Consider the following 24,068-nt stretch of genomic DNA (forward strand, 5'->3'; position numbering starts at 1 on the left):
AGTTCGAAGCCAAGCTAGCCGAGCCGCTCACACTCGCGGCCTAAGCCGAAACTGTCACCAGTTCGTTCCTCACGCCCGCCGCCCGCAGAATTTCAGGAGAGGCAGGGACGCAGGCGCGGGGCAGTTTTGCTGCGGTCCGAACGTCTACCTCTGACGTAACTCGCTGGAGTTCCGCTTCAACGTGTGGTCAAGTCCGGCGGAGTGGTGTAGCGATTCCTTCGGTTAGGCAGTGAGTGCGAGGGGTTCGGTCACATCCTCAACGGGGTTAGTGATGGTGGTGAGTCGGCAACGGGTGAGAACGTCGAGGCCGAGGTAGCGACGGCCTTCTGCCCATTCATCGGTCTGTTCGGCCAAGACTGCGCCGACGAGGCGGATGATCGCCTGCCCGCACCACAAGCAACCCGTCAGATCGTCTGCCGGGTCCGCTGGTGATACTGGTTGCGGTATGCGGTTGGGGTGACGCCCATGATCTTGGCGAACTGCTCCGCCGCATGACCACGATTCCGCCACCCCACCCGGACCCCGATCTCGCCGACCGTCATGTCCGACTCCCGCAACAGCCGAGCCATCTCCCGCACCCGCAACCGAGCCAGCAACATGATCGGCGGGACGCCGAACTGCTCCACGAACAGGCCCCCGAGCCGCGACGGCGACAGATGGGCATCCAGTGCGAGTTCGGCTAAGGTCCACCGGTGAGCGAGATCAGCTCGCATCCGAATGACCGTGTCACGGATCTCTGTCCTGGTAGGGCCGAGGCCAGAGTGCTCTGTGGCCGTCATCGGGGCAACTCGCTTCGCTGTCCACAGCACGGGCATTCCAGGCTTGCTCGTTGGGTCGCGGTACGTCGATACGCGGATGGGCTGACCCCGACGATGGTGGTGAACTGTCGTGCGGCGTGGCCGCGGCTGCGCCACCCGACCTGTGTCATGGCGACACCGACCGGAAGATCAGTCTCTATCAGGAGCTCGGCCAGTCTGTGGGCGCGAAGGTGAGCCAGGTACTGGATGGGAGGCATCCCGAAACGTTGGCTGAAGGCCCTGCCCAATTGTGACGTGGACAGGTGCACGAGGTCGGCAAGGTCACGAAGTCGCCAATCCCGTCCGGGGTCTTGAGCGAGGAGCCGTGCTGCATGGTGTACGGCTGTCTCGGTCCAGCACGTATGGCTGGGTGTGGTCTCGTCCGGGCAGACTCGCCACGAGGGGTCGATGCTCATCGCCGCCGCCTTCCTGAGGACGACTGCGTGCGGTGGGGCGGTGGCGAGGAGCCTGTGGTCTTGAACAAGTCCACCCATGCCTCGACGGGCAGGTCCTTCGGCAGTCCGGCAGCGTTCACGCCCTGGCGTGTCAGCCACGCCTGTGCCGCCTGTGGCGAGCCGAGCGAGGTGTTGCGTGCGAGGATCTGGGCCAGCCCACGTCCGGGACCGGTGTAGACGCGGTGGACCAGGGCGTGGAACTGGCGTCGCCGCGCCGGGGGCAGCAGCGGGTGTTCGCGGCGGTGGATGGTGAGGATTCCGCCGTCGACGCCCGGACGTGGGGTGAACGCGCGAGCGGGAACACGACTGTGCAACGTGAAGGTGAACCAGGGCGCCCATTGCGCGGTCATCATCGTGGCACCGCCGACGCCCGCTCTGCGCCGCGCAACTTCCCATTGCACGAGCACGATTGCATCGGTCCATGCCGGGGCATGCAGGATGCGTCGCAGCATGGCCGTGGTCTGGTGAAACGGCAGGTTCCCGACGAGCACATGCGCCGATGTTGGAAGCCGGTAGTCCAGGAAGTCGTCGGCGACGACCTCCACATGCGACGGCAACCGCTCGGCCAGGCGTTGGGCGAGCCGGGTGTCGATCTCGACGGCTGTCACCGGTGGCCCGAGCTGGGCCAGCGGGGTGGTGAGTGCTCCGTCACCGGGGCCGATCTCGATGATCGGGCCATCGGTGGCGGCCACGAGCCGGGTCATCGTGGCAATGATGGATGGGTCAGTCAGGAAGTTCTGGCCGTGCTCATGACGGCCACCTCGATAGATAGGCACTGTTTGCTCCGTGGTTGTTGCGGAGCCGGGCACGCTGAAAGAGCCGCCCGGCCGTGATCACCGGGGCGGGAGCAACAACCTGTGGAGGGTGCTCGCCGCTGTTAGCGGCTGCGCAGACGCAGCGAAGCGGTGCCGTAAACCAACATGCCAACCAGCGTAGGTCACCCCACCGCCACTCGGCGACCCAATAACCCGTCCATGCGTCAAAGACGCGCAGATCCGTATCACCACAGGCCAGAACCGACTTGCAGGCCGTCCGTGCCCGACGAACCTCCACCTCCGCGAGTGATCCCATAGAGCTGCCACGCGTCTTGCAGATCGAGGACTGGCGCCCCCTGGGTGCCCCGATGATGCTGCACCGGGTGGTCGCTGAAGATGGCTGCATGTGACCTTCTGCGCGGAGGAATAGGATCCGCCCGCGCCGCCGGGTGGCGCCTGCTCCCCACGGGCCCGTCCCGAATCCGTGTGCCTCGGGCAGCTAGGCTCATCGGGTGACAGGCGAGCGGAGCTTTCGACCTAGCACGTCGGCGGATGCCGCTTGGATTGCGGAGCTGCGCGCGGTGGTCCTGCGTCCCGATCTCGAGCGTCTCGGGCGCTACGACGCGACGCGCGTGCGGCGGCGATTCCTTGACGCGTTCGTTCCGGCGCACACTCGGGTCATTCAGGTTGCGGGGGCCGACGTCGGCGTGGTCGCGGTGCGCCCCGACGAAGACGTGGTGTGGATCGAGCACTTCTATCTTGACCCGGCGGAGCAGGGCCAGGGCGCCGGGGGCTGGGCCCTGGCGCAGGTCCTGGCCATGGACACCGCGGGGCGGCCATTCCGCCTCAATGTGCTGCAGGGAAGCCGCGCTCGCCGCCTCTATGAACGCTACGGCTTCGTCCTCGCGAGCGAGGACTCGGTCGATGTCTACCTGACGCGGCCCGCGCCCGGCGAACCACCGGCTGGATCCGCGACGCAGACGGAAGAACACCTGTGACGGCGATCGAGCTCCGGGGACGGCTCGTCTGCCGCACGCCCGGCGAGGCGGAGGTCGTGCGCCGCGAGCTTCCGCGGCACACCGCGCTGTCGCGCTCCGAGACCGGGTGCGTCCGGTTTCTCGTCGAGCCGACGGCGGATCCGCTCGTCTGGAGCGTGTCCGAGCGATTCGTCGACCGGGCGTCGTTCGAAGCGCACCAGGAGCGGGTGCGGCGGAGTGCGTGGGGCCGGGCCACGCAGGGCATCCCGCGCGACTACGTGATCGAGTTCGCGCCCGAGCGATCCGCGACGTGAGCCGGCGCCGCGAACGTCAGCGCGACTCCGTGAGCGCGGCGGCGTACGCGCGCATCGAGCGCTGGTAGCGGGGGAGTGCGTCGATCTGCGCCTCCAGTGCGACGCGCAGCGCCTCGTCCGCGCGGCCGGCGCTGTGCAGCGCGAGCGCGAGCACGATGCGGGGCGCGGATCCGGTCGACGCGTGCACGGGGGCCGCGCGGAGGACGGCGATCGCCTCGTTCAGCCGACCGAGGTTGCGGAGCGTTGAACCGTACTGCACGGCGAGCTGGGCGTGCCGGGCGTCGTCGAGCCCGAGGTCGAGGGCGCGCTCGTACCAGGCCGCGGCCTCCGCCTCGTCGTCGTGCGTGTCGTACATCCCGGCGAGCTCGAACGCCGCGCGGCCGTCCGACGCGGGGCACTTCGCCGCAAGCGCGCGCATCTGCGCCACGCCCTCCTCGCGGCCGAGGGCATCCGAGCGCTCCCACAGGTCCGCGACGGCGCGCTCCCACGACTCGACGGTGTGCATCCGTCCAGTCTCTCACCGGCCCGCCTCCCGCGGATCCGCGGGCGGGTGTAGGTTCTCATGCGCGCGATCGGCGTCGCCGCCGCGACTGGCACCCGACGGAGGACCCCATGGGCACGCTCACCTTCGGCCTGAACGTGACGCTCGACGGGTGCACGGATCACCGGGCTGGCCTCATCGACGAGTACCGCTTCCTCGTGCAGCCGATTCTCGCCGGCGCGGGCCCCACGCTCTATGCCGGCGCGCTGGCGGATCCGCTGCGCCTCCAGCTCGTCCGGGCCCGCGCCCTGCGCTGCGGCGCTATCGATGCGCATTACCGGCGGGGCCGGTGAGCCGCGGGCGAACGGCTACGGGTCGTAGCTGACGCGGCCGTAGTCGAGCGGGAAGATCCGCATGACGACCTCGGAGAGGAACCACGTGGATCCGCTCACGATCGCCGCGCCGACCGCGATGAGGATCGCGAGCGCCGCGATGAACGCCACGATGGCGAGCGCCGTCCGGACGGTCATGCCGCCGCCCGAACGGTGGCGGGGAGAACGCGACGCATACGCCGAGAGTGCCGCGCAATGGCGCCGGCGCGCAAATCGAGCGGGGTGGATCCCGGATACCCTGGCGGCATGCGCCGACTCGCCCTGGTTCCCCTCCTCGCCGTGCTGAGCTTGGCCGGGTGCGCCCAGGCCGCGCAGGTCGCGGGCGACGCCCTCGGCATCGACGTCGCGGAGATCTGCGCGACCGCCGACGGCGCCTACGCCCAGTACTCCGCCTTGATCGACAGCGGCAACGCGACGGAGGCCGAGATCGCCGCGGCCCGTGACGACCTCGTCGCCACGCTCGAGACGCTCGCGGAGGACGTGGGCGGGAGCGCGGGCGACATGATCGCCGACGGTGCGGACCGCCTCGCCTCCGCCCGCGATCTCACCTCGCCCGACGCGATCCAGGCGGTCGAGGACGCGCACGACGCGCTCGGCTCGATCTGCGCGTGACGCCCGTCCCGCGTCGGCCGTCGCCGCTGGGCGGCGCCCGACCGACGCGCGCCGACCTTGCGCGGTTCGCGACCGCCGACCCCGCGCCGCGCGACGACGTCGTGCCCGGGGGCGATGCTCGGTTGCGCCTGCTCATCGTGGGCATCAACCCCGGCCTGTGGACCGCGGCCGTGAACGCCCCGTTTGCGCGCCCCGGCAACAGGTTCTGGCCCTCGCTATTTCGTGCCGGGCTCACCTCTCGCGAGGTGGACGCCTCCCGGGGGCTGGATGACGCCGATGCCGCCGACCTCGTCGCCCGGGGCATCGGGATCACGAACCTTGTCGGCCGCGCCACCGCGCGCGCCGACGAGCTCACGCGGGAGGAATTGCGCGCCGGGGCCCGGCGGCTCGTCGAGCGGGTCGCCCAGATGCGCCCCGGGCTCGTCGCGGTCGCGGGCATCACGGCGTTTCGCGCGGGCTTCGATCGCCCGAAGGCGGTGCTCGGCCCGCAGGACCCGCCGGACGGATGGCCGGACGGCGTGCGCCTCTGGGTGGTGCCGCAGCCCAGCGGTCTCAACGCGCACGAGAACGTCGAGACGCTCGCGGCGAAGTGGGCCGACGCCTGGCGCCACGCCTGAACGCGTACGTGCCCGCGACCGGGGCGGTCGCGGGCACGTGGCGGTTCGGTTACGCGGTCTGGCCGCTGTGCGGTCCCTCCGCGATCTCCTCGATCATGCGGGCGGTGAAGGCGGGCAGGTCGTCGGGCGTGCGGCTCGAGACGAGGCCCTGGTCGACTACGACCTGCTCGTCGACCCACGTCGCACCCGCGTTGACGAGGTCTGTCTTCAGGCTCGGGTAGCTCGTCAGGGTGCGCCCGGACAAAACGTCCGCATCGGCGAGGATCCACGCGCCGTGACAGATGACCGCCACGGGCTTGTGCTGGGCGAAGAATTCGTGCGCCAGGCGGACGGCCTCGGCGTCGAGTCGGAGCGCGTCGGCGTTACCGACCCCGCCCGGGAGCACGAGCGCGTCGAAGTCGTCGGCGCTCGTCGCGCGCGTGGAGGCGTCGACCGCCTGGGTGTATCCGTGCTCCCCGGTCACGGTGCCGGACGCGGGGGAGACGAGGTGCGCCTCCGCGCCCGCGTTGCGGGCCGCCTCCCATGGTGCCGTCAGTTCGCTGTCCTCGAAGCCGTCGGTCAAGAGAAATGCGACGCGCTTTCCGTCGAGTAGAGCCATGATGCCTCCTCGGTTGGTGGATCGGATGCGTCGCCCACGCTACGCCTGCGCTCCCGTCACGCGGCGCGGAAGCGTCGCCTCGGAGGGGATCCCCAGCCTCGTGCCCGGCCGCGTACCTTGAGTCGTATGACGGATGCGACGGTCGACAGCGTGCGCGCGGCGCTCGCGGCGCTGGAGGACGACAAGACGCGCGCGGTCAACGAGCGCCACGGCGACGATCATGGCGTGAAGCTCAGCGCGCTGCGCCAGGTCGCGAAGGAGGCGGGCAAGGATCAGTCACTTGCCCGCGCGCTGTGGGCGACGGGGGAGACGGCGCCGCGGCTCGTGGCACTTCTCGTGTGCCGCGTCCGCGAGTTCGACGCCGCCGAGCTCGATCAGATGATGCGTGAGGCGCGCGCGCCGAAAGTGCTCGACTGGCTGACCAACTATGTGGTGAAGAAGAGCCGCCATGCGGAGGCGCTGCGCGTGGCGTGGCACGGGGATCCGGAGCCGAACGTCGCGGCCGCGGCGTGGGCCCTGACCGCGGAGCGCGTCGCGAAGCAGCCTGACGGGCTGGACCTCGACGCGCTCCTGGAGGAGATCGAGGCCGGGATGCGCGAGGCCCCCGGGCGCGAGCAGTGGGAGATGAACACGACGCTCGCGCAGATCGGCATCGAGCACCCCGACAAGCGCCATCGCGCGCTCGACATCGGCGAACGCCTCGAGGTGCTCAAGGACTATCCGACGCCGCCGAACTGCACGTCGCCCTTCGCGCCGATCTGGATCCGCGAGATTGTCGCCCGCCGCGAGGGGTGAGCGGGCCGGGGAATGGACGCGCGTGCCCGGACGTTGTAGGCTGGAGTGCTCGGAGAGATCCGAGCTGGGGCGCGACACGTCGCGCTGACAACTCCACAGCGTGCGATGCGGTTTCCTTCTCGCGAAGGGTCACACGGGGCTGATCGGTTTCGACAGCGTCTGCTGATCTGAGGGAAGCGGGCCGAGGATGCAGGGTTATCTCGTTAACGCCCCCTGCAAACACATAAGTGCCAACTCCAAGCGCACTGACTTCGCCCTCGCTGCCTAAGCGAGCCCGATAGTCCGTCAGACCGTGGGTGATCCCGCCACGGATCCTGGCGTCATTTAGGGATCTTGCTCCGTAGTGGTGTCGGGACGCTACGGGGGACTTTTCCTCGACTGGGCTCGTCGACCTATGTGTCTGTGCTGAAGGTCGGAGCCGATGAGAACGTCTCCACAGAATGCGCCCGGAGAAACCCCAGTGAACCAGTGCTGGACGGGGGTTCGATTCCCCCCAGCTCCACGACCGCACCGCACAACGAACGACGCCCCGCCCCTCGCTTTCGAGGGGCGGGGCGTCGTTCGTTTTGCGGTGCGTCAGATGCCGTACTGCGCGCGCACCAGTATCTCGGCCTCGTCCGCGTCGCCGGCGCGCACCGCCTCGCGGAGCGCGCGATAGTTTTCGGCGAGCTCGCCCGGGCCGTCGAGGGGCAGAGCGAGGCCCTGGAGGTTTCGGGCGATGGCGAGGTCGGCGTCGCGGGCCACGGTCTGGACGAATTCGTTGCCGGACAGCTCCACGAGGAGGCGGTACATGGCGCGCCGCGTGGCGACGGTAGCGGCGCCGTTCTCTACCTCGGCGACGATCTCGTCGATCCGCACGGCGGCCGCATCGCGCTGATCCGCCGTCATCCTCGGGAGGGTCATGCGCATCGTGATCGCGGCGTACTCGCCCGCAAACGCGCGCGTGTCGGCCGCCAGCTTGTCGGTGACCTCGGTGACGCGCGTGTAGCGGCTGGGCGACATCTCGACCAGACCGATGCGTTCGAGGCGCTGCAGGGCCTCGCGCACGGGCATGCGCGACACGCCCATAGTCCGCGCGAGTTCCGCGTCGCGGAGCCGCTCGCCGGGGCCGAGGGATCCGCCGACGATCGCGTCGGCGAGGCGCCCGAACACGGCGTCGGCCAGGCGGACGGTGGGGGATGCGACAGGCTGCAACATGCGGTGTTCCTCTCCGTCGTGCGGGGGGGGGGGGGGGGGCACGAGGCGTCGAACGGGGTCGCTGCCGTGCGCGCCGACCCGGTCGAATCAGGCTAGGTGAGGCACCCTGAATGTGACCCGTTGTCAGATCGATATCGGACGAATCGCCGGAAACACCCAGTGACAGCCGGGATGTCGGTGTTATTCGCCCGCCTGCCACACGACGAGCTCGAGACCCGTCTTGGTGTCTGCGAGGGCGATCGTGCCGTCGCGGAAGCGGTAGGTCATGCCGTAGCCGTCGTCGCCGACGGCGAGTGCGTAGTCGGGGTTCTCCGTGATGTAGACGGTGTCGCCGTCTTCCTCGCGAATCCATCCCTGGGCCTCGAGGTACTCCTGCATCTCGGCCGCCGTATCCGCGTCGGCCGGCGCCCAGCCGTACATCTGCGCCACCTCGGATCCCGTCTCGGCGTCTCCCCAGATGCACTGGATCCCGTCGTCGAACACGTGCTCGCCGATGCGGAACGGCTCTTCGCGGGCCGACCAGCCCAGCTCGCCGAGCCGCGACGAGAAGGTCGTCGGAACGATCGTGTCGCACGACATCTCGACGGGCGTGGGATCCGGGGTGGGCGTCTCGGTCGCCTCCTCGGCGGCGGGGGAGCAGGCGGTGAGGAGGACCGCGAGGCCGAGGGCGCCCGCAAGCGCGCGTGCACGCGTCATGGCGTGCGTCCGTGCAGGGCGTCGAGCGTGGCGTCGTGGAGGAGCCCATTGGTCGCGAGCGCAGACAGCGTGTCGAGCGAATCGGAGCCCTCGAAAGAGGTGAACCGGCCGCCCGCCTCGCGGACGATGGCGGCGGCCGCGGCGATGTCGTACTCCTTGACGTCGAACTCGCCGACGATATCGACGCGACCCTCCGCCAGGAGCATGTACGACCAGACGTCGCCGTATGCCCGGTCGCGCCACACCCTTTCCTGCAGAGTGAGCAGCGCGTCCAGGTGCCCGGCGTCGCGCCACTGGGCGATCGACTGGAAGCTCAGGGACGCCTCGTCGAGGCGGTCCACGCCGGAGACGGCGATGGTGCGCGGCTCGCCTCCCGCGAGCGTCCACGCGCCCATTCCGCTCGCCGCCCACCAGCGGCGGCCCATCGCGGGCATGCTGACGACGCCGGCGGACACGACGCCGTCGATCTCGAGGGCGATCATCGTTCCCCACGCGGGCACGCCCCGGAGGTAGTTGGCGGTGCCGTCGATCGGATCCACGATCCAGCGTCGGGCGGCGCTCGAGGTTGTGCCGTACTCCTCGCCGAAGATGGCGTCGTCCGGGCGGTCGGCCGCGATGATCTCGCGGATCGCGCGCTCGGCGGCCAGGTCGGCGGCCGTCACGTGCGAGCGATCGGCCTTCTGGCCGATCTCGAGGTCGGGGCGGTCGAACCGCCCCATGGACTCGGCGTCGGCCGCGTCCGCCAGCCGCAACGCGAGCGCGAGGTCGTCGGCGAGCGAGGCGGGGGCGGCGGAGGGGCTCATCGCCCCATGGTATCGGCGCGGGCGCGACGATCAGTCCGCACTCAGACACGCCGGGCGTGGGTGCCCGATTGGCGTCCGGCGGGGAAAATCGGTAATGTCATTCCTCGGTTCGGCACGAGTTCTTCTTTCGCTCGGATCCTGCGCCTCTAGCTCAATCGGCAGAGCAACTGACTCTTAATCAGTGGGTTCTCGGTTCAAGTCCGAGGGGGCGCACCACTTCTCAGACGCCTCCGGCCCTCTCGGGCCGGAGGCGTCTTCTGTCTGGCGGATCCGTCAGGATGGGTCCCATGGCAAGGACAAATCGGCCGTCGATGGCCGACGTGGCGGAGCGCGCGGGCGTCTCGCACCAGACCGTGTCGCGGGTGCTGAACGACCACGCGTACGTGCGGGAGGAAACGCGGGCCCGCGTGCTCGACGCGATCGGGGAGCTCGGCTACCGCCGCAACCAGGCCGCGCGGACGCTCGTCACCACCCGCACCGCCACGATCGGCGTCGTGACGACGTCGACGGCGCACTCGGGGCCGGCCCAGACGGTGCTCGCGATCGAGGCCGCGGCGCGCGATCGCGGGTACTTCGTCTCCCTGGCGTCCGTAGGCTCCCGGGATCCGCGGGAGGTGTTCGACCAGCTGCTGAACCAGGGCGTCGACGGCATCGTCGTCGTCGCGCCCCTCGCCGAGGTCGCGGACGTCATCGACCGGCACCCGCTCGCCGTGCCCTGCGTCGTGGTGGCGGCGCGCGGGGAGGGCGCCGCGCTCGATGTGGCGGTCGACCAGCGCCGCGCGGCGCGCGACCTCACGCGTCACCTGCTCGCCGAGGGGCACACCCGGATCGCGCACCTCGAGGGGCCGCGCGGATGGTTCGACGCGATCGAGCGGTCGGGCGGGTTCGCCGAGGCGATGGCGGAGGGTGGCGCCGAGCCGCGGATCGTGCCGGCCGGAGGATGGGCCGCGGCCGACGGCTATCGCGCGGGCGCCCTGCTCGCGGACGAGATCGCGGCGGGGGAGATCACCGCGATTCTCGCGGCGAACGATCTCCTCGCGATCGGCGCCCTGCGCGCCTGCAGTGAGCGCGGGATCGAGGCGCCGAGTGATGTCGCGGTCGCCGGGTTTGACGACATCGACGGCGCGGCCTTCCTCCGCCCGTCGCTGACCACGGTAGCTCAGCCCTTCGCCGACCTCGGCGCGGCCGCGGTCGAGGCGCTGGTCGCCGCGGGCCAGGGCGCGCCGCCCGCGGGCCCCATCCGCATCCGCGCGCGGCTCGTCGTGCGGGAGAGCACGACACGGGTGGGCTGACTCCCGCGCCGGGGTATCGCATCGTGTATGTGAGCGCTAACATATAGACGTACCGCGACAGCGGCGACGCCGCCGATGAGAGGACGACGATGACGACGACGCCACACCCCGACGCCGCGATCCGGGAGGGATCCGCGAGCCTCGGAATCGAGCTCGGCTCGACGCGGATCAAGGCGTGCCTCACGACGCCGTTCGGGCGCGTGATCGCGACCGGATCCCACGCCTGGGAAAACCAGTTCGTCGACGGGCACTGGACATACGCGCTGGAGGACGTGCGCGCCGGGGTGCGCGCCGCCTACGCCGATCTCGTGTCGCGCGTCGAAGCCGACGGCGGGTCGCGCCCGGGCGCGCTCGCCGCGATCGGCGTGTCCGCGATGATGCACGGATACCTTGCCTTCGACGCCGCGGGCGAGCTGCTCGTGCCGTTCCGAACCTGGCGCGACGTGACGACGGGGCCGGCGGCGGCCGAGCTGTCGGACGAGCTCGACATCACCATCCCCCTGCGCTGGTCCGTCGCTCACCTCGCCCAGGCCGTGCGCGACGGCGAGGAGCACGTCGCGCACGTGGCCCACGTCACGACGCTCGCGGGCTACGTCCACGAGCTGCTGACGGGCGTGCGCGCGCTCGGGATCGGGGACGCGTCGGGGATGTTCCCGATCGACTCGGCGACCGGCACCTACGACGCCGCCCGGCTGCGGCGCGCGGACGCGGTCCTCGCGCGCCGGGGAGCGGGCCGCCTGAGCCTGGCCGACCTCCTGCCCGAGGTGCGTCGGGCGGGCGAGGACGCGGGCCGCCTCACCGAGGCGGGCGCACGCCTGCTCGACCCGACGGGATCGCTCGCCCCCGGTGCCCTCGCGGCGCCACCCGAGGGGGACGCGGGCACGGGGATGGTCGCGACGAACGCCGTCACGCCCCGGTCGGGCAACGTCAGCGCGGGCACGAGCATCTTCGGGATGGTCGTGCTGGAGCGTCCGCTCGCGCGGCGACACGACGACATCGATCTCGTCACGACGCCGGCGGGGGACGCCGTCGCGATGGTGCACTGCAACAACGGCGCCAGCGAGACGGGCGCCTGGGTGGGCGTGCTGCGCGAGTTCGCTGCGGCGATCGGTCACCCGGTCGCGGAAGACGAGGCGTTCGCCGCGTTCCTCGGCGGCGCCCTCGAGCCAGACGCGGACGCCGGGGTGCTCGCGTACAACCACCTCTCGGGCGAGCCCGTGGCGGGCCTGTCGGAGGGGCGCCCCCTCGTCGTGCGGACCCCGGGATCCGCCCTCACGCTCGCGGGGTTGGCGCGCGCGCAGGTGCGCGGATCCTTCGCGACCCTCGCGCTCGGCATGCGCGCGCTCCACGAGGAGGGCGTGACGATCGACGAGATGCGCGCGCACGGCGGGATCTTCCGCACGGCGGGCGTCGCCCAGCGGCTCCTGGCCGCGGCGCTCGGATCCGACGTCGTCGTCGGAGACCAAGCGAGCGAGGGCGGGGCGTGGGGCATGGCCATCCTCGCCGCCTATCGCGCCGCCGTGGCGGGCGGAGAGAGCGCGCCGCTGGCGGACTGGATCGCGCGCACCGCCTTCGCCGACGAAACCGTGGCGCGCGTCACGCCGTCCGGCGACGACATCCGCGACCACGACGCGTACCTGGCGACGTGGGAGGCGGGCCTCGAGATCGAGCGGGCCGCCGTCACGGCGCTCCCCGTCACAGAAGAAGGAGACCAGGCATGACCGCAATCCCCGCCGAGATGGCCGGCGCCGTCCAGGCCGCGCGCGAGCGCGTCGCGGCGCTGCACGCCGAGCTTCCCCGATGGGAGCTCGTCGCGTGGACGGCCGGCAACGTGTCCGAGCGCGTTCCCGGGGTGGCCGGGCACGACGATCTGCTTGTCATCAAGCCCTCGGGGGTGTCCTACGACGACCTCTCGCCGGCCGCGATGGTTGTGTGCGCCCTCGACGGCGCGCTCGTCGAGGGCGACCGCAGCCCGTCCTCCGACACGGCCGCGCACGCGTACGTCTACCGCCACATGCCCGACGTGGGCGGGGTCGTGCACACCCATTCGACCTACGCCACCGCGTGGGCGGCCCGCGGCGAGGAGATCCCGTGCGTCCTGACGATGATGGGGGACGAGTTCGGCGGGCCGATCCCCGTCGGCCCGTTCGCGATCATCGGTGACGACTCGATCGGTCGCGGCATTGTGGAGACGCTGCGCGGCCGCCGGAGCCCCGCCGTGCTCATGCAGAACCACGGCCCCTTCACGATCGGGCGCGACGCGCGCTCCGCCGTCAAGGCGGCCGTGCTCCTCGAGGAGGTCGCGCGCACGGTGCACATCTCGCGCCAGCTCGGCGCGCCGCTCCCGATCCCCACAGAGCTGGTCGACCGGCTCTACGACCGCTACCAGAACGTGTACGGCCAGCGCTGACGCGGCCCGCGAAGAGAACAGGAATCGTCATGACCAAGCCCTACCAGGACAAGCAGATCTGGTTCCTCACGGGGAGCCAGGGACTCTACGGCGAGGAGACCCTCGCGCAGGTCGCCGAGCAGTCGCGCGAGGTCGCGCGCGAGCTCGACGCCAGCGAGAGCGTGCCCGCACCGATCGTGTGGCGCCCCGTGCTGACGGATCCCGCCGCGATCCGCCGCGCGATGCTCGACGCCAACGCCGACGACGACGTCATCGGCGTGGTCGTGTGGATGCATACCTTTAGCCCGGCGAAGATGTGGATCGCGGGCCTCGAGGCGCTCTCCAAGCCGCTGTTGCACCTGCACACGCAGGCGAACGTGGCGCTCCCGTGGGACTCGATCGACTTCGACTTCATGAACCTGAACCAGGCCGCGCACGGCGACCGCGAGTTCGGCTACATCCAGAGCCGCCTCGGCCTGGCTCGAAAGACTGTCGTGGGTCACGTCAGCGACGCGCGCGTTGCGGGCGAGGTGGGCACGTGGATCCGCGCCGCCGCAGGCCTCGCGGAGGCCCGGAGCCTCAAGGTGGTCCGATTCGGCGACAACATGCGCTACGTCGCCGTCACGGAGGGGGACAAGACCGAGGCCGAGATCGCGCTCGGCGTGCAGGTCAACACCTGGGGCGTGAACGAGCTCGTGGAGCGCGTCGAGGCGGCCACCGACGCCGAGATCGACGCGCTCGTGGCGGAGTACGAGCGGCTCTACGACATCGTCGACGAGCTGCGCGCCGGCGGCGAACGGCACTCCTCGCTGCGAGACGCGGCCGCGATCGAGATCGGGCTGCGCGCGTTCCTCGTCGAGGGCGGCTTCCGCGCCTTCACCGACAATTTTGAGGACCTCGGCGGTCTGAAGCAGCTGCCCGGCATCGCGGTGCAGCGCCTCATGGCCGAGGGCTACGGCTTCGGGGGCGAGGGCGACTGGAAGACCGCCGTGCTCGTCCGCATCGCCAATGTCATGGGTCGCGGCCTCGCAGGCGGCGCGAGCCTCATGGAGGACTACACCTACGACCTCACGCCGGGCCAGGAGCGGATCCTCGGAGCGCACATGCTCGAGGTGTCGCCGTCGCTCACGGCGGGTCGTGTGCGGGCGGAGATCCACCCGCTGGGGATCGGCGGCAAGGAGGATCCCGTGCGCCTCGTGTTCACGGCGGATCCGGGCCCCGCGCTCGTCGTCGCGATGAGCGACATGCGCACGCGCTTCCGGCTGACGGCCAACGTCGTCGAGAACGTCGAGGCACCGGACCTGCCGAAGCTGCCCGTGGGGCGCGCCGTGTGGCGGCCCGAGCCTGACCTCCCCACGAGCGCCGCCTGCTGGATGACGGCGGGCGCGGCGCACCACACGGTCATGACGACCGCCGTGGGGATCGACTGCTTCCGCGACTTCGCGGAGATGGCGGGCATCGAGCTGCTCGAAATCGACGAGTCGACGACCGTGAACGGGTTCCGCAACGCGATGCGCTGGAACCAGGTCTACCACCACATCAACCAGGGCGTCTAAGCCCCCCGTCCTCGCGCCGCGCCCGGCCGCGTGCCGCCCCGTTCACGAGGGGGTTGACACGCGACCGGGCGCGGCGTCACACTGCCTTTACAACGTTTACCTACAACGTTGTAAATCTGCGGGAGACATCGGAGTCTCTTCCCCGAGAGGACACAGCAATGAAGCAGAAAATCCTCGCCGCCGGCGGCACGGTTGCCGTCGCCGCGACCGCGTTGACGGGTTGCTCGGGCGGCGCCGCCGAGGCGACGTGCACGAATGACATCGTCAACGAGGACGCCACCCAGGTCAGCGTCTGGGCCTGGTATCCGGCGTTCGAGGAGGTCGTCGACCTGTTCAACTCCTCGCACGACGACGTCCAGATCTGCTGGACGAACGCCGGGCAGGGCAACGACGAGTACACGAAGTTCTCGACCGCGATCGAGGCCGGCAGCGGCGCGCCCGACGTCATCATGCTCGAGTCGGAGGTGCTCTCGAGCTTCTTCATCCGGGACGCGCTCGTCGACCTCAGCGAATACGGCGCGGCCGACGTCGAGGGTGACTACACCGAGGGCGCCTGGCGCGACGTCTCGAGCGGGGATGCCGTCTACGCGATCCCCGTCGACGGCGGTCCCATGGGCATGCTCTACCGCCAGGACATCCTCGACGAGTACGGCATCGCGGCCCCGACCACGTGGGAGGAGTTCGCCGCGGCGGCCGAGACGCTGAAGGAGAACGGCGCGCCGGGCGTGCTCGCCAACTTCCCGCCGAACGGCCGCGCCTACACGCAGGCCCTGTTCGCGCAGGCCGGGAGCACCCCCTTCACCTACGACAGCGGGAGTCCGCTCGAGAACACCGAGCGCGTGGCGCCGAAGGGCAACGACACGGCCGCCGTCGCGGGCGGCGCTCTGACGATCACCCTGCCGCCCGTATCCTGGACCGCGGTGGGCCTGTCCTGACGCAGGCCAGCGAGAACGAGGGGCGGACCATGGCGACGATGCCGGACACGAGCGAGCGCAACTGGGCGGGAAACGTCGCCTACCGGGCCGAGCGGATCCTCGAACCCACCTCGATCGCGGAGCTGCGCGGCGCCGTCTCGGCGGGCGGGCGCGTTCGCGCGCTCGGGTCGCGGCACTCGTTTACGGACATCGCAGACACGGACGGCGCCCTGATTTCGCTTGCGCGGATGCCGCGCGAGATCGAGATCCTGCCGGGCGCCGTCCGCGTCGCGGGCGGCCTGCGCTACGGGGACATCGTCGGCGAACTCGACGCGGCGGGTCGCGCGCTCGCGAACCTCGCCTCGCTGCCGCACATCTCCGTCGCCGGGGCCGTCCAGACGGGAACGCACGGATCCGGCGACCGGGTGCCCTCGCTCGCGGCCGCCGTTCGCGCCGTCACGCTGGTCGGCCCCGACGGCGAGCTCCGCACGGTGCGGCGCGGCGACGCCGAATTCGGCGGATCCGTCGTCTCGCTCGGGTCCCTGGGCATCGTCACGAGCCTGGAGCTCGACACCGAGCCGGCCTACGAGGTCGCGCAGACGGTGTTCGACGGGCCGCTGTGGGACCGGATCCTCGAGCGCTTCGACGAGGTCAGCGCCCTCGGGCACAGCGTGAGCATCTTCACGACCTGGGCGCCCGGGGACCGCGCGCAGGCGGTGTGGGTCAAGCGGCGCGCGCTCGCCGCGGGGCCGGGCGATGCCGCGGTGGCGGATCTGCTCGGGGCCGTGCGCGCCGACGGACCGCGCCACCCGATCGCGGGAGCGGTCGCGGAGGCCTGCAGCCCGCAGCTCGGTGAGCCGGGCCCCTGGTTTGCCCGCCTGCCGCACTTCCGCCTGGACTTCACGCCGTCGGTCGGTGACGAGGTGCAGAGCGAGTACCTCGTGCCGCGGCAGCACGCCGCCGCGGCGATCGCCGCCGTGCGCGCGCGAGGGGAGGCGATCTCCTCGATCCTGCACGTGTGCGAGATCCGCACGATCGCTGCCGACGACCAGTGGCTGAGCCCCTCGTCGGGGCGGGACAGCGTCGGGCTGCACTTCACGTGGCACCGCGACGAGCAGGCCGTGCGCCGGGTGCTGCCGGTCCTGGAAGGGGCGCTGGAGCCCTTCGACGCGCGCCCCCACTGGGGCAAGGTGTTCGACATGGGGGCGGAGCGCCTCCGCCCGCTCTATCCCCGGTTCGCGGACTTCCGGGCGCTCCGCGCGCGGGTGGATCCGTCGGGCGTGTTCGGCAACGCCTTTCTCGACCGCGTGGGGCTTGGGGCATGACCGCGGGCGTTCGGCGGGCACCGTGCCCGCGACGCTGAAGGACGTCGCGCGCGAGGCCGGCGTATCGATCAAGACGGTCTCGAACGTGATCCACGACTACCCCCACATCCGCCCGGACACGCGCGATCGGGTTGAGCGCGCGATTGCGGCGCTCGGGTACACGCCGAACCAGACGGCGCGGAATCTCCGGTCCGGACGCACGGGCGTCATCGGCCTGGCGCTGCCCGATCTCGCGCTGAGTTACTTCGCCGAGCTCGCGGCCGCCGTCATCGCGGCCGCCGAGCGGCGGGGCCTCGCCGTGCAGGTTGAGCAGACCGGGGGCACGCGCGAGCGCGAGCTGGCGCTTCTCGGGGCCGCGCGCGTGAAGATGACCGACGGGCTCATCTTCAGTCCGCTGGAGATGGGGCAGGACGACGCGGGGGCCCTCGCCGTCGACTATCCGCTCGTCCTCCTCGGCGAGCGGATCTTCGGCGGGCCGGCCGATCACGTGACGATGCATAACGTGGAGGCGGCGCGCGCCGCCACCGACTTTCTCCTGGACAGCGGGCGACGCCGCATCGCGCTCGTGGGCGCGCACGAGGGCGAGGTCATCGGATCCGCGGGCCTGCGACTGCGGGGCTATCGCGAGGCGCTCGAGGGCCGCGGACTCGCGGTCGACGAGGCACTCATCGCGCCCGCGGGGGAGTGGCACCGCGTCGACGGCCTCCACGCGACGCGGCGCCTACTCGCGAGCGGCGCGCGGTTCGACGCCCTGTTCGCGCTCAACGACACCCTCGCGTTCGGGGCGCTGCGCGCGCTCGATGAGGCCGGGCTCGAGGTGCCCGCGGACGTCGCCGTGGTGGGATTCGACGACATCGACGAGGCCGCGTACTCGATCCCCACGCTCACGACGGTTGACCCGGGGCGCGCGTGGATCGCGGAGCGCGCCGTCGACGCCCTCATCGAGCGGATCGCGGATCCGGACGCCGCCCCGCGGGAGCTACTCGCCGATTTTCGCGTCATCGAGCGCGAGTCGGCGTCCGGCTGATCCGCCTAAGCGGCGTCGCCCTCGGTGACCGCCAGCGCCTCGTCCTCCGCGTCGACCCGGCGACCGTCGGCGACCCGGAGGAGGGGGCGTCCGGCGAACACGATGGCGGCGGTGACGAGGGCCGCGATGGTGCCGAAGAGGTACGGGGCCACGTCCCCGAAGTGGTGTGCGAGGAGCGTCGCGACGGGCGGGGCGACCGCGCCGCCCAGGAAGCGCACGCCCGAGTAGGCGCCCGACGCGATCGGCCGCGGCAGGTCGGTGGCCTCCATGACGGTCTCCGTGAGGATCGTGTTCATGAACCCGAACAGGAGCCCGCCCGCGACGATGCACGCGACGAGCGCGCCGGGGTGCGCGGCCACGAGCCCGGCGACGAGGAGGTCCGCCGCGATCAGCGGCATGACGATGACGATCGCCGTCGAGCGCTTCACGAGGCGCAGGAGCGCGGGGGCGCCCCAGATCGACGTGACGGCGAGGCCGACGCCCCAGCCGAAGAAGGTCAGGCCGATGCCGAGCGCGTCGAACCCGAGCGGGAACGGCGAGTAGGCCAGCAGGACGAAGAAAGCCATGTTGTAGAACACGGCCGCGGCCGCGAGCAGCCCGAGCGCGGGGCGGCCGAGGGCGCGCAGCGACGCGGTGAACCGGACCGGCTGCGGGCGCGTGGCGGGGGCTTCGAGCAGGACGATCACCGCGATGAACGCGATGGCCATGAGCACCGTCACGCCGAAGAAGGGAGCGCGCCACGAGACGCTGCCGAGGAGACCGCCCGCGAGCGGCCCGATCGCGAGCCCGAGGCCGAGCGAGGCCTCGTAGAGCATGATGGCGCCGGCGCTGCCGCCCGCGGCGCTTCCCACGATCGTCGCGAGCGCCGTGGAGATGAACAGCGCGTTGCCAAGCCCCCAGCCCGCGCGGAATCCGATCACGGCGTCGACGGATCCGCTCAGCGCGCAGAGCAGCGAGAAGACCAGGATGATCGCGAGGCCCGCGAGGAGAGTCCTCTTGGCTCCGATGCGGCTGGACACGAAGCTCGTGAACAGCATCATCGCGCCGGTGATGACGAGGTAGCTCGTGAACAGCAGCTCCGTCTCGGTCTCGGAGGCGACCAGCGCCTCGGCGATCGCGGGCAGAATCGGATCCACGAGGCCGATTCCCATGAACGCGACGACGCTCGCGAACGCGACCGCCCAGACGGCTCGCGGCTGCTTCCAGAGGGACGAGGGTGCGGCCTGGCTCATGGCGCGATCTCCTTCGGGGTCGAGGGGTGGGGGGATGCGACGCGGTCGGTCAACAGCCGCGCCGTGCGCCGCAGGGCGTCCCAGTCGCCGTCGTCGAGGTCGGCGAAGCGGGGGAGCAGGGCGCCCGTGAGCTGGCGCCGCCAGGCGAGGTAGGCCTCGTCGCCCGCGGCGGTGGCCGCGACCCGCACGGCGCGCGAGTCGTCGGCGTCCGCGGCGCGCTCGACGAGTCCTGCCTCGGTCATCGTCCGCACGAGTCGCGTCGCGCCCGGCTGGGTGATGCGGCTCAGGCGGGCGAGGTCCCCGATGCGGAGGGCGCCGTGCTCGCGCAGGATCGCGAGCGTGCGCCACTGCGCGGACGGCGCCTCGTTACGGGTATCGAGGGCGGCGATGCGGGTGAGCGCGTGTGCCGCGACGATGATGGCCTCGAGATCGTCGGATGCAGTCACGTCCAGCTATATTACACCGTTATATAACTATGTGATGTATTCGATCGAAGAGCAGGGCGACGGTCGCCCGTCGCCCTCGGTCGCCGCGCTAGCTGCGGCGGTACTTCGACTCGCGCCCCGCGATCGGCGAGTCCGCGGGGATCGGCTGCCCCTGCGACGCGCGCCGGATGTCGCGGATCATGCCGATCGACAGCGCCATGGAGATGGCCCATCCGGCCCATGAGAGCGCCACGCGCCAGGTGAACTCCTGATGGGTCGCGCCCCGGAGGAGCGACCAGCCGGTCGAGACGGCGCCGATGATTCCCGTGCCGAGCAGGTATTTGCGCATGGCCCCACGCTACCCGGTCGTGCGCGGATCCGTCATTGCCCCGCAGCTCGTCGGATCACTAGGCTGGCGACGACACCAAGGAGTGCCATGTCTCGCGCAGATCTCGTCGTCGTCGCCAATCGCCTTCCCGTCGACCGCGTGGAGGGGCCGGACGGCGAGCCGGTGTGGCGCCGCTCGCCCGGCGGCCTCGTCACGGCCCTCGAGCAGGTGATGCAGAACCTCGACGGCGCGTGGGTCGGGTGGGGAGGGAAGGCCGACCTCGACGTCGAGCCGTTCGAGTTCGACGGGAACCTCCTGGTCCCGGTGCCCCTGAGTACCGAACACCTGCGGGACTACTACGAGGGCTTCTCGAACGGCACGATCTGGCCGCTCTACCACGACGTCATCGCCGCACCGGAATTTAAGCGGTCGTGGTGGGACGCGTATGTGACCGTCAACCGCCGGTTCGCCGCCGCGGCGGCCGAGGTGGTCGCCGAGGGCGGCTTCGTCTGGGTCCAGGACTACCAGCTGCAGCTCGTGCCGCAGATGGTGCGCGCCCTCCGCTCGGATGTAACCATCGGCTACTTCCACCACATTCCGTTCCCCGCATACGCGTTGTTCGCGCAGCTGCCCTGGCGCGCGCAGGTCCTCCAGGGGCTCCTCGGGGCCGACGTCGTCGGCTTCCAGCGCGTCGCGGACGCGGGCAACTTCCAGCGATCGATCCGGCGCCTGTTGAACCATCCCACGAAGGGTGACACGGTGCAGGTGCCGGACGGCGACGGGTCGCGGCTCGTCATCGCGAAGCCGTACCCCATCTCGATCGACGCGGAGCATTTCCTGGAGCTCGCGCGGCGGCCCGACATCATCGCGCGCGCCCAGGCGATTCGCGAGCAGGTGGGATCCGCGAAGCTCATGCTGGGCGTCGATCGCCTCGACTATACGAAGGGGATCCGCCACCGGCTCAAGGCCTATGGCGAGCTGCTCGCCGACGGCGACATCTCGGGACACGACGCGACGCTCGTCCAGGTCGCGAGCCCCAGCCGGCCCGGTGTCGAGGCGTACCAGGACCTGCGCGACGAGATCGAGATGACGGTCGCGCGCATCAACGGCGACTATTCCACCGTGGAGAACACGGCGATCCGGTACCTCCACCAGGGCTACCCGCGCGAGGAGATGGTGGCGCTGTACCTCGCGGCCGACGTCATGCTCGTGACGGCGTTGCGCGACGGCATGAACCTGGTCGCGAAAGAGTACGTGGCCGTGCGCGCTGACAACACGGGCGTCCTGGTGCTCAGCGAGTTCGCCGGCGCGGCCGACGAGCTGGGGAGCGCGCTGCTCGTGAATCCCCACGACATCGAGGGCATGAAGGAGACGATGATGCGCGCCCTGGAGATGCCCGTCGCGGAACAGGCCCGGCGGATGAAGACCATGCGGCGCAAGGTGCTCGACAACGACGTCGAGAAGTGGGGGCGCACGTTCCTCGCCGACATCGACGAGCTGCGGCGGCGGCGCGCGGACGGGGAGGGCGCGTGAGCGACCTCGACGAGACGCTCGCGCGGCTGGGGTCCGCGCCGCGGCTCCTTGTTGCACTCGACTTTGACGGCACGCTTGCGCCGCTCGTCGACGAACCGATGTCGGCGCGCGCGACCCCCGACGCCGCCCGCGCGGTGGCCGCGCTCGCGGACACCCCCGGCACGACGGTCGCGCTCGTGTCGGGCCGCACGCTCGCCGACCTGCGCGTCATCGCCGAGCACCGCGACGACTCGCCGATCTGGCTGGTCGGCTCCCACGGGGCGGAGCGGTGGCGCCCGGGGCAGGAAGACGCCGCGCCCGGCGAGGGCGCGGCCGCGGGCGGATCCGCGCGCCTCGCTGACGATGCGGAGCGGGCGGTCACCGGGATCGACGGGGCGTGGATCGAGAACAAGGCGTTCGGATTCGCCCTGCACACGCGCCTCGCGGATCCGGCGGGCGAGGCCCGGGCGCAGGCCGCGGTCGACGAGCTCATGGAACGCGAGGCGCCGGGCTGGCGCCGGCGCACGGGGAAACACGTCGTCGAGTTCGCCGACCGCCACGAGGGCAAGGACGTCGCGATCGCCGAGCTGCGGCGCGAAACGGGCGCCTCGGCCGTGGTGTTCGCGGGCGACGACGTCACCGACGAGGACGCGCTGCGCTCGCTCGAAGACGGCGACCTGGGGATCCGCGTGGGCGACGGCGAGACCGCCGCGCGCGTCCGCGTCGGCGACACGCCGGAGCTCGCCGCCGTGCTCACGCGCCTCGCGCAGCATCGCGCATCCTGATTGCTTCGCTCGCGTCTCCGCGGGCAGAACGGCAAGCCGTTCGGGGGCGCGCGAATCTGGGAATAGACTGCGTGCGTGAGTGACAACGTTAGTGCGGGAATCGACATCAAGCCGCGCAGTCGCGTGGTGACCGACGGCATCGAGGCCACGACGTCGCGCGGAATGCTGCGCGCGGTGGGCATGGGCGACGACGACTGGGAGAAGCCCCAGATCGGCATCGCGTCGAGCTGGAACGAGATCACCCCCTGCAACCTCTCCCTTGACCGGCTCGCGCAGGGCTCCAAGGAGGGCGTCCACGCCGGCGGCGGCTACCCGCTGCAGTTCGGCACGATCTCCGTCTCCGACGGCATCTCCATGGGCCACGAGGGCATGCACTTCTCGCTCGTGAGCCGCGAGGTCATCGCCGACAGCGTCGAGACCGTCGTCATGGGCGAGCGCCTCGACGGCACGGTGCTCCTCGCGGGCTGCGACAAGTCGCTCCCCGGCATGCTGATGGCCGCGGCGCGCCTGAACCTCGCCAGCGTCTTCCTGTACGCCGGATCCATCGCCCCGGGCTGGGTCAAGATGGACGACGGCACCGAGCGCACGATCACGATCATCGACTCGTTCGAGGCCGTCGGCGCGTGCAAGGCCGGTCAGATGAGCGAATCCGACCTCAAGAAGATCGAGTGCGGCTTCGCGCCGGGCGAGGGCGCCTGCGGCGGGATGTACACGGCGAACACGATGGCGTGCGTCGCCGAGGCGCTGGGGATGAGCCTGCCGGGCTCGTCGACGCCGCTGAGCGCGGATCGGCGCCGCGACATGTACGCGCACAGGTCGGGCGAGGCCGTCGTCGAGATGCTGCGCAAGGGCATCACGACGGGCGACATCCTCACGAAGAAGGCGTTCGAGAACGCCGTGACGGTCGCGATGGTCCTCGGCGGATCCACCAACGCCGTCCTCCACCTCCTCGCGATCGCGCGGGAGGCAGGCGTCGACCTGACGCTCGATGACTTCCGGCGGATCGGGGAGCGCTCGCCGCACCTCGCCGACGTGAAGCCGTTCGGGCAGTTCGTCGCGCAGGACTTCGACCGCGCCGGCGGCATGCCGGTCGTCATGAAGGCGCTGCTCGACGCGGGGCTCCTGCACGGTGACGCGCTGACCGTCACGGGCAAGACGCTCGCGGAGAACCTCGCGGATCTCGACCCCGAGCCGCTCGACGGCACGGTCGTGCGCGAGCTCGACAACCCCATCCACGCGACGGGCGGGTTGACGATCCTCGACGGCTCGCTCGCCCCCGAGGGCGCGGTCGTGAAGACGGCCGGCTTCGACGCCGAGGTGTTCGAGGGCCCCGCGCGGGTGTTCGAGCGGGAGCGCGCCGCCATGGACGCGCTCACGAACGGCGAGATCCAGGCGGGCGACGTCGTCGTGATCCGCTACGAGGGCCCGAAGGGCGGCCCCGGGATGCGCGAGATGCTCGCGATCACGGCGGCCATCAAGGGCGCCGGCCTCGGCAAGGATGTACTACTGTTGACGGACGGTCGATTCTCCGGCGGCACAACCGGCCTGTGCATCGGCCACATTGCACCCGAGGCGGTGGACGCAGGTCCGATCGCATTCGTGCGCGATGGCGATCTGATCCGGGTCGATGTCGCCGCTCGCACTCTCGACCTACTCGTCGACGAGGCTGAGCTCGCCTCCCGCCGCTCTGGCTGGGAGCCGCTTCCCCCGCGCTACACCCGCGGCGTTCTTGCGAAGTACGCCAAGCTCGTCGGTTCCGCCGCCGTCGGCGCCGTCACCGGCTGATCCGCGTCC

Annotated in this window: 28 protein-coding genes, 1 tRNA gene, 1 other RNA gene and 1 pseudogene; 18 read left to right on the forward strand and 13 right to left on the reverse strand. The window is 71.1% G+C overall.

Annotated elements, in window-relative coordinates; genetic code table 11:
- Positions 1-222: 222 nt before the first annotated feature.
- The 4 genes and pseudogenes from GJQ66_RS11035 to erm all read right to left on the reverse strand — a co-directional run.
- Positions 223-381: pseudogene (locus GJQ66_RS11035) on the reverse strand (IS256 family transposase); the annotation flags it as partial.
- 23 nt (positions 382-404) lie between these two features.
- On the reverse strand, positions 405-713 hold the full coding sequence (locus tag GJQ66_RS11040; protein WP_196215865.1) for a helix-turn-helix transcriptional regulator: 309 nt from the start codon (positions 711-713) through the stop codon (positions 405-407).
- 62 nt (positions 714-775) lie between these two features.
- Complete coding sequence (locus tag GJQ66_RS15405) at positions 776-1,291, reverse strand: AraC family transcriptional regulator (protein ID WP_155049426.1); 516 nt, start codon at positions 1,289-1,291, stop codon at positions 776-778.
- On the reverse strand, positions 1,210-2,028 hold the full coding sequence (erm, locus tag GJQ66_RS11050) for a 23S ribosomal RNA methyltransferase Erm (RefSeq protein ID WP_187722554.1): 819 nt from the start codon (positions 2,026-2,028) through the stop codon (positions 1,210-1,212). Before erm ends, GJQ66_RS15405 begins: the two co-directional genes overlap by 82 nt.
- 491 nt (positions 2,029-2,519) lie before the next feature.
- On the opposite strand from erm, the gene GJQ66_RS11055 reads away from it, so the two are divergent.
- Positions 2,520-3,005: a GNAT family N-acetyltransferase gene (locus GJQ66_RS11055; protein WP_368732901.1), complete on the forward strand. Its 486-nt coding sequence runs from the start codon at positions 2,520-2,522 to the stop codon at positions 3,003-3,005.
- On the forward strand, positions 3,002-3,298 hold the full coding sequence (locus tag GJQ66_RS11060) for a putative quinol monooxygenase (protein WP_368732902.1): 297 nt from the start codon (positions 3,002-3,004) through the stop codon (positions 3,296-3,298). Before GJQ66_RS11055 ends, GJQ66_RS11060 begins: the two co-directional genes overlap by 4 nt.
- 16 nt (positions 3,299-3,314) lie before the next feature.
- On the opposite strand, the gene GJQ66_RS11065 is transcribed toward GJQ66_RS11060, so the two are convergent.
- The gene (locus GJQ66_RS11065; RefSeq protein ID WP_155049427.1) at positions 3,315-3,803 is read right to left on the reverse strand and encodes a tetratricopeptide repeat protein; all 489 of its coding nucleotides are present in this window, start codon (positions 3,801-3,803) and stop codon (positions 3,315-3,317) included.
- Positions 3,804-3,910: 107 nt separating this feature from the next.
- On the opposite strand from GJQ66_RS11065, the gene GJQ66_RS11070 reads away from it, so the two are divergent.
- Positions 3,911-4,132 carry a dihydrofolate reductase family protein gene (locus GJQ66_RS11070; RefSeq protein WP_155049428.1) on the forward strand — a complete coding sequence of 74 codons (222 nt, stop codon included), beginning with the start codon at positions 3,911-3,913 and terminating at the stop codon, positions 4,130-4,132.
- A 15-nt stretch (positions 4,133-4,147) separates the two neighbouring features.
- On the opposite strand, the gene GJQ66_RS11075 is transcribed toward GJQ66_RS11070, so the two are convergent.
- Positions 4,148-4,309, reverse strand: coding sequence for a hypothetical protein (locus GJQ66_RS11075; RefSeq protein ID WP_155049429.1), 162 nt, complete (start codon positions 4,307-4,309; stop codon positions 4,148-4,150).
- A gap of 108 nt (positions 4,310-4,417) precedes the next feature.
- Between GJQ66_RS11075 and GJQ66_RS11080 the strand changes: the two genes are divergently transcribed.
- On the forward strand, positions 4,418-4,783 hold the full coding sequence (locus GJQ66_RS11080) for a hypothetical protein (protein ID WP_155049430.1): 366 nt from the start codon (positions 4,418-4,420) through the stop codon (positions 4,781-4,783).
- Complete coding sequence (locus GJQ66_RS11085; RefSeq protein WP_368732903.1) at positions 4,780-5,400, forward strand: mismatch-specific DNA-glycosylase; 621 nt, start codon at positions 4,780-4,782, stop codon at positions 5,398-5,400. Before GJQ66_RS11080 ends, GJQ66_RS11085 begins: the two co-directional genes overlap by 4 nt.
- Before the next feature lie 49 nt (positions 5,401-5,449).
- On the opposite strand, the gene GJQ66_RS11090 is transcribed toward GJQ66_RS11085, so the two are convergent.
- A complete protein-coding gene (locus GJQ66_RS11090; RefSeq protein WP_155049431.1) occupies positions 5,450-5,998 on the reverse strand; it encodes a type 1 glutamine amidotransferase domain-containing protein in 549 nt (182 codons plus the stop codon).
- Positions 5,999-6,124: 126 nt separating this feature from the next.
- Between GJQ66_RS11090 and GJQ66_RS11095 the strand changes: the two genes are divergently transcribed.
- Positions 6,125-6,793: a DNA alkylation repair protein gene (locus tag GJQ66_RS11095; protein WP_155049432.1), complete on the forward strand. Its 669-nt coding sequence runs from the start codon at positions 6,125-6,127 to the stop codon at positions 6,791-6,793.
- A 135-nt stretch (positions 6,794-6,928) separates the two neighbouring features.
- Positions 6,929-7,298, forward strand: a transfer-messenger RNA (tmRNA) gene (gene ssrA / locus GJQ66_RS11100).
- A 71-nt stretch (positions 7,299-7,369) separates the two neighbouring features.
- Here the strand turns inward: ssrA and GJQ66_RS14120 are convergent.
- The 3 genes from GJQ66_RS14120 to GJQ66_RS11115 form a co-directional block, all read right to left on the reverse strand.
- Complete coding sequence (locus GJQ66_RS14120; RefSeq protein WP_196215866.1) at positions 7,370-7,990, reverse strand: GntR family transcriptional regulator; 621 nt, start codon at positions 7,988-7,990, stop codon at positions 7,370-7,372.
- Between the two features lie 180 nt (positions 7,991-8,170).
- Complete coding sequence (locus GJQ66_RS11110) at positions 8,171-8,686, reverse strand: hypothetical protein (protein WP_155049433.1); 516 nt, start codon at positions 8,684-8,686, stop codon at positions 8,171-8,173.
- Positions 8,683-9,489, reverse strand: a complete 807-nt coding sequence (locus GJQ66_RS11115; protein ID WP_155049434.1) for an inositol monophosphatase family protein — start codon at positions 9,487-9,489, stop codon at positions 8,683-8,685. The genes GJQ66_RS11110 and GJQ66_RS11115 overlap by 4 nt, the downstream gene beginning before the upstream one ends.
- Before the next feature lie 140 nt (positions 9,490-9,629).
- Between GJQ66_RS11115 and GJQ66_RS11120 the strand changes: the two genes are divergently transcribed.
- From GJQ66_RS11120 to GJQ66_RS11155, 8 genes are all read left to right on the forward strand, one after another.
- A tRNA-Lys gene (locus GJQ66_RS11120) sits at positions 9,630-9,705 on the forward strand.
- A gap of 71 nt (positions 9,706-9,776) precedes the next feature.
- Positions 9,777-10,781 (forward strand): LacI family DNA-binding transcriptional regulator, encoded by a 1,005-nt coding sequence (locus tag GJQ66_RS11125; RefSeq protein WP_196215867.1) that lies wholly within the window; start codon positions 9,777-9,779, stop codon positions 10,779-10,781.
- Positions 10,782-10,870: 89 nt separating this feature from the next.
- Positions 10,871-12,502: a xylulokinase gene (locus tag GJQ66_RS11130; protein ID WP_155049436.1), complete on the forward strand. Its 1,632-nt coding sequence runs from the start codon at positions 10,871-10,873 to the stop codon at positions 12,500-12,502.
- Positions 12,499-13,191, forward strand: a complete 693-nt coding sequence (locus tag GJQ66_RS11135) for an L-ribulose-5-phosphate 4-epimerase (RefSeq protein ID WP_155049437.1) — start codon at positions 12,499-12,501, stop codon at positions 13,189-13,191. The genes GJQ66_RS11130 and GJQ66_RS11135 overlap by 4 nt, the downstream gene beginning before the upstream one ends.
- Positions 13,192-13,220: 29 nt before the next feature.
- The gene (gene araA, locus GJQ66_RS11140) at positions 13,221-14,726 is read left to right on the forward strand and encodes an L-arabinose isomerase (RefSeq protein ID WP_155049438.1); all 1,506 of its coding nucleotides are present in this window, start codon (positions 13,221-13,223) and stop codon (positions 14,724-14,726) included.
- Positions 14,727-14,884: 158 nt separating this feature from the next.
- A complete protein-coding gene (locus GJQ66_RS11145) occupies positions 14,885-15,661 on the forward strand; it encodes an ABC transporter substrate-binding protein (RefSeq protein ID WP_155049439.1) in 777 nt (258 codons plus the stop codon).
- A 29-nt stretch (positions 15,662-15,690) separates the two neighbouring features.
- The gene (locus GJQ66_RS11150; protein WP_306461817.1) at positions 15,691-16,965 is read left to right on the forward strand and encodes a D-arabinono-1,4-lactone oxidase; all 1,275 of its coding nucleotides are present in this window, start codon (positions 15,691-15,693) and stop codon (positions 16,963-16,965) included.
- 22 nt (positions 16,966-16,987) lie between these two features.
- Positions 16,988-17,992 carry a LacI family DNA-binding transcriptional regulator gene (locus GJQ66_RS11155; protein ID WP_368732904.1) on the forward strand — a complete coding sequence of 335 codons (1,005 nt, stop codon included), beginning with the start codon at positions 16,988-16,990 and terminating at the stop codon, positions 17,990-17,992.
- 5 nt (positions 17,993-17,997) lie between these two features.
- On the opposite strand, the gene GJQ66_RS11160 is transcribed toward GJQ66_RS11155, so the two are convergent.
- From GJQ66_RS11160 to GJQ66_RS11170, 3 genes are all read right to left on the reverse strand, one after another.
- Positions 17,998-19,224, reverse strand: a complete 1,227-nt coding sequence (locus tag GJQ66_RS11160; RefSeq protein WP_155049441.1) for an MFS transporter — start codon at positions 19,222-19,224, stop codon at positions 17,998-18,000.
- Positions 19,221-19,670 (reverse strand): MarR family winged helix-turn-helix transcriptional regulator, encoded by a 450-nt coding sequence (locus GJQ66_RS11165; RefSeq protein WP_368732905.1) that lies wholly within the window; start codon positions 19,668-19,670, stop codon positions 19,221-19,223. Before GJQ66_RS11165 ends, GJQ66_RS11160 begins: the two co-directional genes overlap by 4 nt.
- An 88-nt stretch (positions 19,671-19,758) precedes the next feature.
- Positions 19,759-19,998, reverse strand: a complete 240-nt coding sequence (locus tag GJQ66_RS11170; protein WP_155049443.1) for a hypothetical protein — start codon at positions 19,996-19,998, stop codon at positions 19,759-19,761.
- A gap of 87 nt (positions 19,999-20,085) precedes the next feature.
- Here GJQ66_RS11170 and GJQ66_RS11175 point away from each other — a divergent pair, with 87 nt between their 5' ends.
- The 3 genes from GJQ66_RS11175 to ilvD all read left to right on the forward strand — a co-directional run bounded on the left by GJQ66_RS11175 (position 20,086) and on the right by ilvD (position 24,059).
- The gene (locus tag GJQ66_RS11175; protein WP_155049444.1) at positions 20,086-21,510 is read left to right on the forward strand and encodes a trehalose-6-phosphate synthase; all 1,425 of its coding nucleotides are present in this window, start codon (positions 20,086-20,088) and stop codon (positions 21,508-21,510) included.
- Positions 21,507-22,274, forward strand: a complete 768-nt coding sequence (gene otsB, locus GJQ66_RS11180) for a trehalose-phosphatase (protein ID WP_368732906.1) — start codon at positions 21,507-21,509, stop codon at positions 22,272-22,274. The genes GJQ66_RS11175 and otsB overlap by 4 nt, the downstream gene beginning before the upstream one ends.
- Positions 22,275-22,349: 75 nt before the next feature.
- A complete protein-coding gene (ilvD, locus tag GJQ66_RS11185; protein ID WP_368732907.1) occupies positions 22,350-24,059 on the forward strand; it encodes a dihydroxy-acid dehydratase in 1,710 nt (569 codons plus the stop codon).
- Positions 24,060-24,068: the final 9 nt, after the last annotated feature.

It is taken from the genome of Microbacterium sp. ZXX196 (assembly GCF_009709595.1).
Lineage (GTDB): Bacteria > Actinomycetota > Actinomycetes > Actinomycetales > Microbacteriaceae > Microbacterium > Microbacterium excoecariae.